Source organism: Parafrankia sp. EUN1f (genome assembly GCF_000177675.1).
GTDB lineage: Bacteria > Actinomycetota > Actinomycetes > Frankiales > Frankiaceae > Parafrankia.
This window is the reverse complement of the sequence record NZ_ADGX01000209.1, coordinates 1-13,155: the sequence shown is the minus strand read 5'-3', so window position 1 is coordinate 13,155 and position 13,155 is coordinate 1. Positions and strand designations below refer to the sequence as shown.

General features: G+C 73.2%; 7 protein-coding genes. 4 read left to right on the top strand and 3 right to left on the bottom strand.

All coding sequences use genetic code 11. The features are described from left to right. Positions 1–2,318 (bottom strand): MMPL family transporter (locus FREUN1FDRAFT_RS34945; RefSeq protein ID WP_006545105.1); only part of this gene is annotated, 2,318 nt, incomplete at its 3' end. A 506-nt stretch (positions 2,319–2,824) separates the two neighbouring features. Here FREUN1FDRAFT_RS34945 and FREUN1FDRAFT_RS34940 point away from each other — a divergent pair. Next, positions 2,825–3,769 carry an aldose 1-epimerase family protein gene (locus FREUN1FDRAFT_RS34940; RefSeq protein WP_006545104.1) on the top strand — a complete coding sequence of 315 codons (945 nt, stop codon included), beginning with the start codon at positions 2,825–2,827 and terminating at the stop codon, positions 3,767–3,769. 31 nt (positions 3,770–3,800) lie between these two features. Here the strand turns inward: FREUN1FDRAFT_RS34940 and FREUN1FDRAFT_RS40460 are convergent, their stop codons facing one another. Together FREUN1FDRAFT_RS40460 and ligD are read right to left on the bottom strand one after the other, a co-directional pair. Further along, a complete protein-coding gene (locus tag FREUN1FDRAFT_RS40460) occupies positions 3,801–7,103 on the bottom strand; it encodes a TIR domain-containing protein (RefSeq protein WP_157475745.1) in 3,303 nt (1,100 codons plus the stop codon). A 393-nt stretch (positions 7,104–7,496) separates the two neighbouring features. Beyond that, complete coding sequence (gene ligD / locus FREUN1FDRAFT_RS34930) at positions 7,497–8,558, bottom strand: non-homologous end-joining DNA ligase (protein ID WP_006545102.1); 1,062 nt, start codon at positions 8,556–8,558, stop codon at positions 7,497–7,499. A gap of 343 nt (positions 8,559–8,901) precedes the next feature. Here ligD and FREUN1FDRAFT_RS34925 point away from each other — a divergent pair, with 343 nt between their 5' ends. The 3 genes from FREUN1FDRAFT_RS34925 to FREUN1FDRAFT_RS34915 all read left to right on the top strand — a co-directional run. Beyond that, a complete protein-coding gene (locus FREUN1FDRAFT_RS34925) occupies positions 8,902–10,455 on the top strand; it encodes a hypothetical protein (protein WP_006545101.1) in 1,554 nt (517 codons plus the stop codon). 286 nt (positions 10,456–10,741) lie between these two features. Beyond that, positions 10,742–12,517 carry a GAF domain-containing protein gene (locus tag FREUN1FDRAFT_RS34920; protein WP_035956997.1) on the top strand — a complete coding sequence of 592 codons (1,776 nt, stop codon included), beginning with the start codon at positions 10,742–10,744 and terminating at the stop codon, positions 12,515–12,517. Between the two features lie 193 nt (positions 12,518–12,710). Further along, the coding region (locus FREUN1FDRAFT_RS34915; RefSeq protein ID WP_006545099.1) for an IS4 family transposase at positions 12,711–13,155 on the top strand (445 nt) is incomplete at its 3' end.

Below are 13,155 nucleotides of genomic sequence, written 5' to 3'. Positions count from 1 at the left end.
CCCTTGGAATCCTTAGGGTCCTTGGACTCCTTGCCGGTGGCGGCGGCCTGCCGGGCGCGGGCCGCCCGGTCGGTCTGCCAGCGCTGCCCCAGGTGCACCGCGGCGGGCAGGATCGCGGCGCGCACCAGAAGGGCGTCCACCGCCATCCCGATCGCCAGGCCCCCGCCGAGCATCTTGAGAGTTCGGGGCGGCTGGGCGGCGACGGCGAGGAAGATGAACATCATCACGAAGTTCATCGTGAGCACCACGTGCCCGAGTTCGGCGTGGCCGCGGCGGATCGCGTCGCGCCCGTCGCGGATCGGGTCGGGTCGTGCGCCGTCACGGCGGCGGGTGAGCAGCCGTGCCGCACCCCGCAGCCCGTCCGCCCGGCCGGCTTTCGACGGGTCCGCCGCGCCGCCACCGCCGCCGCCCTCGCGCAGGCGGGCGAAGAGGATCAGGTTCATCACCGGGGCAAGGCCGAACACGCAGACCATCACCGGTATGAGGACGAACGGCTCGACCGGGCTGGTCATGACGTGGAGGTGCCGGGCGGCGTCGACGTCCTGGAACACGGGGCGGAGCATGCCGCCGGCGGCCACCACGGCGAGCACCGCGGCCACGCCCAGCAGAACCGCGAGTGCGGGCAGCCCGGAGGCGACGAACACCGTGAGACCGACGGCGACCAGCACCACGGCCAGGAACAGCGGCAGCGTCGAACGGAACTCGTCGGCCGAGTCGTCGAACATCGCGGTGGGCCCGCCGACGGCGGCCTCGGTGATGCTGCCGCCGAGGGTTCCGGGGAGCACGTCGTCACGCAGGCGCCGGACCAGTTCGCTGGCCTCGGTGGTGCGCGGGCCGGCGACGGGCAGGACCCGGATGACGGCCGGTCCGAGGGTCGGGTCGTCGAGGGAGATCTCGGCCGACCGGACTCCCGGCGTGGCCCGGATCGCGGCCGCGACCTGGGTCGGCTGCACCGTCCGGTCGGCGGGGCCGACGGGCGTGCCCCGGTCGACCGTCACCAGGACGGGGCCGTTCAGGCCGGGGAAGAAGCCGTCACTGACGAGGTCGTAGGCCCGGCGGGTGGTCATCGACGTCGGGTCGGTGCCCGCGTCGCCGCCGCCGATGCGCAGCCCGTCGGTCTGGTTGGCCAGGGCCATCAGGACCACACCGACGGCCACCGCGACCAGCGCCGGGTAGCGCCCGACCTGGGCGGCCCACCAGGATCGCAGGCCGGGCCGCCGGGCCAGGCCCGCGCCGGCCATGGCCAGGTAGTGCCGCTCGGCCCAGCCGAGCAGCCGGACCCCGCCGGTGGCGAGCAGGGCCGGCAGCAGCGTGAGCAGCGCCAGTACGGCGATCATCACGGCCGCGGCCGCGGCGACGGCCAGGCCCCCGAACTCGTTCGGGAGCAGGCCCGCCACGACCAGCAGCGCGATGCTCACCCCCAGGCCGCCGATGACCACCGCGGCCCCCGCGGCCGCCGTCGCCGACGCCGCGGCCTGCTCCCTGTTCTGGCCGCGCAGCAGGGCCGACTGGGCCCGGTGCACGGCGACCACGGTGCCGCCCAGGCAGGTGCCGAAGGCGAGCACGGCCGCCGTCACCGGTGCGAACGGGGTCAGCTGCGCCGTGTGCGACAGCCGGCCGGTCACCGCGACGGCCTGCACCGCGCACACCCCCGCTGGCAGCAGGCAGACCACGACGCCCAGGCGTGACCGCAGTGTCACCCCCAGCAGAACGATCATCGCGAAGGCGGCGACGGCGAGAGGCGCCGGCGAGAGGTCGACGGAACCGATCATCGTCGCGCCGGGGCCCGACATCTCGACCTGGATCTCCGGGCCGTCATAGGCCCGAGCGGCGGCGATCACCGCGCGGACCGCGTCGAGGTCCGGGGTGAGCGCGTCGTCGGCCATCAGGACGGACACCAGTGCCGTGCGCCGGTCCGCGCTGATCGGGTCCACACCGGCCGTCGCCGCGCCGAGCGGTCCGGCCGGGTCCGCGACCAGGGTCACGCCGCGAAGCCGCCCTATCTCCGCCACCAGCGCGGTAATCCGCTCCCGGGCCCGCCCGGCGTCGACGGTGCCTCGGCGCGCACGGATCACGATCGTCTCGACGTCGGGCAGCTGTCCACCCGGCGACGCCCGCGCGACACCGTCCATCGCCCGCGCGGACTCGGAGCCCACGGGCGCGACCTCCTGGGCATACCGGGCGCCGCCCTCGCGGATGTGCTGCACGGCGGGCACGAACGCGACCAGCCATGCCGCCAGGACAAGCCAGCGATGACGGGAGCAGGAACGCGCGAGAATCCCCACGACCCCGGCAAGTTTCTCGGGCCTGTCGGTCATTCGAACACCCTAGAACGGAAAAATGACCCCCTTTCCGCCTTTGGTGGGGGCAGCGGTAATGGTCCGCGTGCTCCCTTTTCCCACCCCTCGCCGGTGACCAGATCGGATCAACGACAGAAACGCCGTCGAACTCCCCCAAGGTGCTCTTCGTGAGGCCGGTCGTGGGGGAGATCCCGAGTCGCCGCCGTAATTCCCGCTCGGGTCACCGGCGGCGACGCGAGCCCGCCAGAGGCTCATCCGGAACCGGCCAGTGATACGCCCCACCTGCCACCGAGCGCACGATTCCCCACCACCGCAGCGCCATCGCGGACGGCGCCGCGTCACCGCATCACCTCGCATCACCGCATCACCACCGCGCCGACGCATCACCGCCGCGGCCATCCCGGGGACGCCGGAATTCCGGGTAAGTGCCACCCGGCTACCGCCATGACGGTCCCGGCGGCGATGATGACGACGGTTTGACGATGGCGACGGTCTGACAGCACCGAGAAACGGGAGGGCACGCGATGGAGACGACCGCACCATCCGGGCGGCAGCTTGAGCTGGAACACGGCGACAGCCGGGTGGTGATCACCGAGGTGGGCGGGGGCCTGCGCGACTACCGCGTCGGCGGGTTCGCGGTCCTCGACGGGTACGGGGCCGACGCCATGGCCAGCCGCGGGCGCGGCCAGCTGCTGCTGCCCTGGCCGAACCGCGTCGACGGCGGCCGCTACACCTTCCGCGGGACCGAGCACCAGCTGCCCGTGAACGAGGTCGCGCTGAACAACGCAAGTCACGGCCTGACCCGCTGGCTCGGGTGGGGCCTCGAACGCCTCGACGTGAACGCCGCCCGCGCCGACGTCATCCTGCGGGCCCAGTCCGGCTACCCGTTCACCGTCGCGTTCTCGGCGCTCTACCGACTGGCCGACGACGGACTGACCGTCACCGTCACCGCGACGAACCTCGGTGCGCAGGCGGCGCCGGTCGGCCTGGGCGCGCACCCGTACTTCGTCCTCCCCGGGGCGGACGGAGCCCCGGTGATGGTCGACGACCTGACGGTCACCGTGCCCGCCGAGACCCGCCTGCTCGTCGACGGACGCCTCCTTCCCGTCGGCACCGAGAAGGTCGCCGGCGGCGCGTTCGACCTGCGCCACCCCCGCCCGCTCGGGGATCTCGCGCTCGACACCTGCTTCACCGACCTGACCCGCGACGCCCAGAGCCGGGCCGTCGTCACACTCGCCACGTCCGGCGGCACGCTCACCGTCTGGCAGGACGAGACCTGGCCCTACCTGCAGCTGTTCACCGGCGACTCGTTCGGCCCCGGGCAGGCGCGGCGCAGCATCGCCGTCGAGCCGATGACCTGCCCGGCGAACGCGTTCAACAGCGGGGACGGGCTGCGGGTGCTGGAACCCGGCGAGTCGTTCGGCGGCTCCTGGGGAGTATCGCCCCGGCTGCGCACCGGCCCCCGGTAACCCGAGCCGGGCCGCATCTCACGTCCGTGCCTCAGGTCGGTCGACGTGCCGCAAGCAGGTCGAACTCTGCCTGCGCCTCCTCCGGCGAGGAGCGCAGCCGGCGGACCAGGCCGCGCACGGCCTCGATTCCCTCCGTCTGGTAGCGCTCCTCCAGGACGTCCGCGCCGCGGTAGGGCCAGGAGCGCGCCGGGCCGGACCTGATGTAGTGGACGCATTCGCGGGCCATCCGCGGATCGTCCCGGTAGAAGTGCAGCTGCGCCCAGGTCGCGAGCGCCTCGTTCAGGCCGGTGCCGGCGGACCAGGCCGACGTCCCGACCGCCGCGGCACGGGCACCGTGTTCGTCGAGGCCGGTCGCGATCGCCGCGTGGGCGTGGTCGTGCAGCAGGGCGAGCTCGCAGAACTCGGCGGCCCGTTCCCAGATCGGTTCGTCGAGCACCGCGTCGCCCCGCAGTGCCGCCGCGACCTTGGTCAGCGCCCCGGCGCCGATGAGCACCGCCGGCGCGGACGTCGGCACCAGCATGCCTGACCGGCCGAACCGCCCCGCGCCGCCGGAGAACCGGAACACGCCGAAGGTGTTCGCGCCTGAGCTCAGATAGTCGGAGACGACCTGTTCCCGGGCGCCGACCAGGGCGCGCAGCTCGCCCAGCGCCGCGACGAGCACGGCCCGGAACTCGAGGTCGACCGGCGGGTCGGCGACCACACCGCCCACCGACCGCTCGATCGCCGCCGCGGCCCGCGGCCCCAGCTCCGCCACCAGCCGCGCCCGCACCTGCGGGTCGATGCGGTTACGGGACCGGGCGCGGACGTGCCGGTCGACGTACCGGATGACCAGCTCGCAGTAGAGGCCGGCGAAGCTGGGGAAGTCCTCGGCGCAGCGCTGCCGCCAGATCATCGGCGGCTCCGGGAAGCCCGGCGGCACGGCGGCGTCGTCGTCGAGCCGGGTCGGGCGCCCCGCCAGCGCGCGACGGACGTTGCGGACGAACCCGCCCATCGCCTCCCGCCGCACGTGCACGAGATCGGTGTCGGGGCCCACGTCGACGACATGGGCCCCGAACGTCAGCAGGAGCTCGCGGACCCGTTCGACCAGCTCCTCCTCACCGGCGTCGAGGACCCCGGGCGCGACCTCGCCGGTCTGTTCCTCCGCCAGGAAACGCGCGTCCGGTTCACAGGTGCGGCGCAGGCGGGTGGCCGTCGTGTCATCCGTGACGTAGGTCGGCGGCGGGTAGTACCGCAGGCCGGTGAGGTCCTCCAGGAACGGGACGATCGTGCGAAGTGACTCCCCGATCCGTTCCACGTTGCCGTTCGCCAGCGTCGGCACCAGCGTGAAGACCGGGAAGGTGACGTCGACACGCCGAGGCCCCACCGGCGGTGGACCGGCGGCGGGCCCAGATCCGGCCGTGGGACCGAAACCTGCGGCGGGACCAGAACCAGCAGCGGGACCAGAACCGGCGGGTTCGGCCGCGGTGGGCACCTCGGCCTGCTCCGAGGCAGTATGCTCCGAGGCCCCGACGGGCCGGCCTGGCTGCGCCGGCTCGGAACCCGCGGCCACACCGAGATCACCCAGCTCGGAACCGGTCGCCACCCCGAACTCCTCCGGCTCGGAACCCACGGCCGCTCCGAACTCCGCGAGCTCGACCCCTGCCGCCACGCCGAACTCCCCGACCTCGCCCGCGCCGCTCACCGCCTCGCCGGACTCGCGCCGCAGGCCCTGGCGCGCCACGAGCGCGGACGACCAGGGATCCATCCGGCGCAGCCGAAGCTCGGCCAGGGGCGGCGGCGGGGCGGGGACCGACGGGGTCCAGCTCATCGGGCAGACGAAGGCGTCGAGGGAACCTCGGGAGCCCGCGACCTCCAGCGCGCGGCGCCATTCGGTCTCCACATAGCCGGACACCGCGCTGGCCTCCGACCAGAAGAGCCCGAACAGATCAGCACGTTCGATGGCGGCTTCGAGCTCGGGCTTCCATTCCCGGGGGCCGGGTGTGTCGAACCCGTCGAGGAAGAGCGTGATACCCAGGCTCTGATAGTTCTCGCGGAAGCGGCGCACGATCTCGGCATCACTCGACGCGTACGATCCGTACACTTCACGGAACATCGCGCCCGACCGGATGACGACCTGCGGCAGCCGCGACGACAGCGCCGGCTCACCGGCCGCGACGGAATCCGCCACCTGGCTGTTCTCGACCGCGAGATCCAGCGGAAGCTGCGCGATCGGCAGCCCGCCCACGCTGACCTCCACCTGCCCGAGGCGCCGTTGCCGCGCGTCACCACCCTCCGTCGCGGCGACCTCGAACGACGCGGTCTGCGCGGTGCCCTCCCACTCGACAACGCGGCGAGCCGGACGGAACCGCAGGCCGGACGCGCTGGGAACGATTTCGATCCAGGTACCGGACGCAATCCCGTCGGCCGCCGGCGGCACCGTGACCAGGACCGGATACCAGCCGGTGGCCGCGACAGCGGCGGGCTGCCGGATGACGAACTCCCCGGCGGCCGGAGCCGGACCCGACTCCGACCGCGACTGCGGTTCCGGCTCCAGCTGCGGTTCCGGCTCCAGCTGCGGTTCCGGCTCCAGCTGCGGTTCCGGCTCCAGCTGCGGTTCCGGCTCCAGCTGCGGTTCCGGCTCCAGCGCCGGCCCCCGACCCGACTTCGGCTGCGGATCCGGCAGCGGTTCAGGCTGCGGATCCGACTTCGGCCGCGGATCCGGATCCGGCTGGACCACCGCCGCCTCCGCATCCGGGCGCGACGCCCGTGCGGTGGGGCTGGGCAGCGCCTGCCCTGGCACCGCGGCGGCCGGGCCCGCTTCGCGCTGCAGCGACTGCTGGGCGACACGGCGGCCGGCCGCGGAGATGGCGCGGCCGAGGTCTTCCGCCCCGGGGGCCGCCTCCCAGGTTCCGCCGGTGACCTTGACGATCACTTCGGCCAGCTCGGCGGCGCGCGGCGATCCGTCGAGGACGACCACGTCGACGGTGATGCCCGCATGCGCGCAGTCGTAGGCGGCCTGGAGCAGGTCACCGGGAGCGGTGAGGTCATCGGTGACCAGCAGCAGGCGGGCGAAGGCCGGCTGCTGCTCGAGCCCGGCGAGGTGGCGCCAGGCCCGTTCCAACGCGGACGCCACGGTCGCCTCACCACTGCCGCTCCCGGCAGCAGCGCTGCCTGCGCCCGCGCCGATTTCGGCGTCGGCGCCCGGCGCGGTGGCGGTGGCGGTGGCGGTGCGCATCGTCCGTTCGAAGGTGGCACGATCGCCGGCGCGGCCCTCGTACACGACATCCGCGGCTTCGGTGAAGCCCACCAGCACCGTGGGCAGGGCCGGCGGCAGCTCGGCCAGTGTGTTCGACACGCTCTCGACCGCGACATCGAGCTTGCCGCGGCCGGACCGTCCGTGCTGATTCGACTCCGCTTCCGTGGTTCCCGGCTGCCCCGGTGGCCGGTTATCGGAATCGGGCCGGCCAGCGGGCTGCGTGGATCTGGCGAGTTCCTCGGCCAGCCGCACCCGGCGACGCCCGGCGGCGGGGAATGCCCGCGTTCGGGCCCGTGCACGGCCATCTCTACGGCGCCCGAACAGCGGGCGGGAAGAATCAACGGCGAACGGCCGCGCCATGGACGCCGAATGGTCAACCAGAACAATCCACACCGCGCCGACTCCCCCCTGACCGACGGCAACCGGAACGGGACCTCGGGTATGTGGATCAGCGTACGCGAAGGTCGGCCGACGGCCTGCCACGGGATGTCGTCAGGTGGTCTTCTTCGCGCGGCTGGGCTGCACGCGGCGCGGCTCGCCGGCCATCTTGGGATGGTCCGGCGGGTAGGGCAGGTCCGTCAGGCCGCGCTCACCGACGTCCCGCTCCCACCACTGCAGCAGGGGGGTGAGGTCGTGCCGCGTGTCGTCGATGCCCGCCCACGGGTCGCCGAGGCGGGCGAGGCGGTCGGGCACGGTGATGACGGTGAAGTCGCGTGGTTCCAGGTCGGGCAGCTCGTCCCAGCTCACCGGGGTGGACACCGGCGCCCAGGGCCGCGGCCGCGCCGAGTACGCCGACGCTATCGTTCTGTCTCGAGCGTTCTGGTTGTAGTCGACGAACACCTTGGCGCCGCGTTCCTCCTTCCACCAGCTGGTGGTGATCAGGTCGGGGCGGCGGCGTTCCAGCTCCCGGCCGAACGCGATGGCCCCCTGGCGGACCTGCGTGAATGTCCACCGCGGCTCGATTCGGACGTAGATATGCAGGCCGCGGCCGCCGCTGGTCTTCGGCCAGCCGGTCCATCCGAGCTCGTCGAGCAGCGCGTGGGCCTCGCCCGCGACGACGACCGCGTCGGCGAAGTCGGTGCCCGGCTGGGGGTCGAGATCGATCCGCAGCTCGTCGGGGTGGTCCACGTCGAAGCTACGCACCGGCCACGGATGAAAGGTGATGGTGCCCAGGTTCACCGCCCAGGCGACGACCGCCGCCTCGGTCACGCAGATCTCGTCGGCGGCGCGGCCGCTGGGGAAGGTGATGCGCGCGGTGCGGACGAAGTCGGGGGCGTTTCTGGGCACGCGTTTCTGGTAGAAAGCGTCGCCCGGTGTGCCGTCGCGCTGGGTGAGGCGAGCACCCTCAATCACGCCGTTCGGCCATCGCTCCATCGTCGTCGGGCGCTGGTTCAGCGCACGGACGATCCCTTCGCCGACGGAGACGTAGTAACGGACCAGGTCGATCTTCGTGACGCCCGCCTCGGGAAAGTAGATCCGGTCGGGATTGCTGACCCGCACCGTCCGGCCGGAGACGTCCAGCTCGATGGGCTCGCCGTACTGCGCTGCCGCCATCGTGCGACGCTATCGCCACCACCGGTCATTGCAACCACCTCGGCCCGGGAATGTCCGCCGGCCTGTCATCCGTCCGTCGCCCCGGCCGCATTCGGGACGAAAGGCCCGGGCGGCGGACCGGTCGCACGGCCCGGTGTCCCCGGCGTTCGACGGTCGCCGGCCGGGCCGACCGGTCAGGGCAGGACCATGACCAGCGCCGACAGGCCGGTGCCCGTGCCATCACCCCGCCCGCGGGCACCGCCCGCCCGGGTGACCTTCTGCCCCCGAGGGTGCGACCTTCGGACGCCGGCAGCCCGACTCACGCACGCTGCGATCCCCGGGGGTCGACCGGCAGTCTCATTCCATGGGTATGGCGACGACCGGCATCGCGGTCCCCGAAGGCGCCGGACACGGTCTCGGCGCTGTGCCAGGCCTGCCCGCGGCTCTGTCCGAGACGCTGACGTCCGTCCTCGTGTTCCTCGGTGACCGGGTCTACAAAATAAAGAAGACGGCCGATCTCGGGTTTCTCGATTTCCGTACGCGTGAGGCACGTCTCGCCGCCTGCCAGGCCGAGGTGAATCTCAACCGCCGGCTCGCCCCCGACGTGTATCTGGGCGTCGCCGACATTCTCGGCCCCGACGGCACCGCCCTCGACCACATGGTCGTGATGCGCCGCCTGCCCGCGGAGCGCCGGCTTTCCGCCCTGCTCGCCGCCGGCAGCGACGTCACCGGACCGCTGCGGGCCGTCGCCCGGCTGCTCGCCGACTTCCATGCCCGCGCCGCCACCTCGCCGGAGATCACCGAGGCCGGGTCCACCGCGAACCTGCGCTGGCTGTGGGACGAGGTACTCGAAAGCATCGAACCGTTCCTCGGGCCGGTGCTCGACACGACCACCATCGACGCCATCCGCCACCTCGCGAACCGCTACCTCGACGGCCGGGCTCCGCTGCTGCGCGAACGGCAGCGCGACGGACGCATCCGCGACGGCCACGGCGACCTGCTGGCCGACGACATCTACTGCCTCGACGACGGTCCGCGCATCCTGGACTGCCTGGAGTTCGACCGGCGCCTGCGGGTCGGGGACGTCCTGTCCGACATCGCCTTCCTCGCCATGGACCTCGAACGCCTCGGCCGGCCCGACCTCAGCCGCTTCCTGCTCGACCAGTACCGCGCCTACACCGCGGTGACCCATCCGCTGTCGCTGGAAAGCCTCTACATCGCGTACCGCGCGTTCACCATGTGCCGGATCGCCTGCACGCAGTACGCGCAGGGCGCGACCGCCGCCGCGGCGGAGGCCCGGGCGCTGGCCTCGCTCGCCCTGGCGAGCCTGCGCCGCGGGCGGATCCGGCTCATCCTCGTCGGCGGCGCGGCGGACACCGGCCGTTCCGCCGTGGCCGCCGGACTCGCCGAGAGCGAGGGCTGGACGCTGCTGCGGGCCGCCTCGGTCGAGCGCGAGCTCGCCCACCTGGCCCCGGCCGGCTGGACGGACACCCCGACCACCGCCGCCACAACCACCGCCACCACAACCACTGCGACCGCGACCGCGGGGACTGCCACCGCCACCACCACCGCTCGGACGGCCGCCACCGCGACGGCGGTCCGCGACGAGCTGCTGCGCCGGGCCAGGACCGCCGTCGAACGCGGCGAGACGGTGGTCATCGACGCGCCCTGGGCCCGCCGCCACGACCGGGAGCAGGCCGCCGCCCTCGCCCGCGCGACGTTCACCGATCTCATCCAGCTCCGCTGCGCGCCCCCCGGGCCCGGAGCGGGAATCGGCGCTGGCACCCACCTCGACCGGCCGACGTCGGCCGGTCCGGAGCACACCTTCCACACCGATCCGTGGCCGGAGGCGAAGACCCTTGAACACGGACCCACGCCGTCCGACATCCACCGGGCGGCGCGGCGGGCGGCCCGGTGAACCGCCGGCCACCCGCCCGCCGGAGGCCACCCACCCAGCCTCCGCACCGACCACCCACCCGCTCCCGGGCCCGCTCGCGCCCGCGGCCGCGTCGCGGACCGCCGCGTCCCCGCCTCCGGCCAGGCACCCCGCCCCGCGCCCCACGGGCACCGCGGGCCCTTCGCTCACGCCGCCGCTACCGCCGGCCGGGCCAATGCCACCAGTGGCGCCCGTGCCACCAGTGGCGCCCGTCGCGCCCGTCGCGCCCGTCGCGGTCGCCATGACCGGCGGGCCCGGCGACGGTCTGATGTTTCCGACGGTTGCCCGGCTCGAGCTCGACGATCTGCTGACCCAGCTCGTCGAGCGGGCCCAGGACGTCCTGGCGACCCAGAGCCGGCTGCGCGGCCTGCTGCAGGCGAACCGGCTCATCGCCACGGACCTGCGGCTTCCGGTGCTGCTCCGGCACATCGTCGAGGCGGCGACGGACCTGCTCGGCGCCCGCTACGGTGCCCTCGGTGTGATCGCTCCCGACCGCACCCTGGAGGAGTTCGTCCACGCGGGCATGACCGACGCCGAGGTTGCCCGGATCCGGTACCTGCCCACCGGGCAGGGCATCCTCGGGCTGCTGATCGACGACCAGCGGCCGCGGCGCGTCGACGACATCGCCGAGGACCCCAGCGCCTACGGCTTCCCGCCGGGCCATCCGCCGATGCGGACGTTCCTCGGTGTCCCGATCATGGTGCGCGGCGCCGTGTTCGGGAACCTGTACCTGACCGACAAGCACGACGGCATGCCGTTCACCGCCGAGGACGAGGAGCTCGCCCTGGCCCTGGCGGCCAACGCCGGGGTGGCCATCGAGAACGCCCGGCTCTACCACGAGTCGCAGCAGCGGCATCTGTGGATGACCGCCTCGGCCGAGATCACCAGGCTGTTCATGGCCGGGGCCGACGACGCGCTCGACGCGCTGGCCCAGCGTGTGCTCGAGGTCGCCGACGCCACCTTCGTCGCGCTCGCGCTCCGCGCCGAGAACGGCCCGGACGACCACGCCCGCATCGCCGTCGCCGCCGCCAGTGCACCCGGAGCGGCCGGTTCCGGGGCCGGCAACGGCGCCGGTGACGGTGGCGGTGGCGGTGACGGTGGCGGTGGCGGTGGCGGTGGCGGTGGCGGTGGCGGCGTCGCAGGCCGGGCGGGTCGGCGGATCCCGCTCGAGCACACCCTGACCGGCCGGGTCCTCACCGAGCGCCAGGCACTGCGGGTGGACAACGCCCAGCTCGACGCCCTTCCCGACGAACGCACCGCAGGCACCGGGCCGCTGATGGTCGTCCCGCTCGTCGCCGGCCTCGACCAGTGCGACGGAGCCCTGCTCGTCGGGCGTGACCATGGCGCGCCGGCCTTCACCGACACCGATCTCACCCTGGCCACCAGCTTCGCCGGCCACATCGCGATCGCCCTCGAGCTCGGCCACGCCAAGGCCGACCAGGAACGCCTGCTCGTCCTCGCCGACCGCGGACGCATCGCGCGCGACCTGCACGACCATGTCATCCAGCGGCTGTTCGCCGTCGCGCTCGGCATGCAGGACCTCGCGCAGTACGAGAACCCGTCCAACTCCGACCGCATCACCAGCTACATCGAGGACATCGACGCCACCATCAAGGACATCCGGCGCACGATCTTCGAGCTCCGCAGCGCCCACCCGACCCGGGTCGCCCGGCTGCGCGGCGCGCTGGAGGAGATCTGCGACGACATCCGGCCGGCGCTCGGCTTCACCCCGACGATCACACTGACCGGCCCGCTGGACTCACTGGTGGACGACCGCCTCACCGACCATCTCATCGCCGCCGCCCGGGAGGCCCTGACCAACACCGCCCGCCACGCCCGCGCCGGCGCCGCCGAGCTGCGGCTGGCCGTCCAGGGCGACAGCGTGACCCTCGACGCGATCGACGACGGCGTCGGCATCGGCAGCTCGACCCGCCGCAGCGGCCTGGACAATCTCCGCACCCGGGCGGAGATCGTCGGCGGCAGCTGCTCCATTTCGACCCCGCCCGGCGGCGGAACCCACCTGCGCTGGAGCGCGCCTCTGTGACGTCGCGCATGGCCCTGGGCGCAGCCATCCGAAGTGTTGAGGATTTGAGTCGTCCCAGAGTCCCGAGCTTCGGGCGTCCGCCGCCACCGCTGCTCCGAAGCAAGACCTAATGCCACTTAGCCTAAGTTGATCTTCAGGGTTGTGGTGTGTCGGTGCTGGGTGTTCGTCCTGGTTGCCGGCATGATCACGGTCTGTGGCAGATGATCGCCCGGTCGTCGACGGCCGGTTGACGGACTGGATCTCACTCGGTGTGCTGACCGCGTTCGTGTCCCGGGACGAGATCGACGAGGCGATCGAGGCCACCGGGAAGGCCGCGAAACGGGCGGGTGGGAAGATCCCACCCCGGGTCGTCGTGCTGTTCGTGATGGCGCTGGCACTGTTCGGCGACGAGGACTACGAGGAGGTCGCGGCCCGTCTCGCGGGAACACTCGCGGACTGGGGCCGGTTCGAGGAGGGCTGGGAACCGACCTCGGGCGGGCTGACCCAGGCCCGTCAACGGCTCGGCCCCGAACCGCTGGCCCACCTGTTCTCCCAGGTCGCGGCCCCGGTCGCGGACCCGGACACGATCGGGGCGTTCCTGCGGACCTGGCGGCTGATGAGTATCGACGGAGTCGAGTTCGACGCGGCGGCGTCGACGG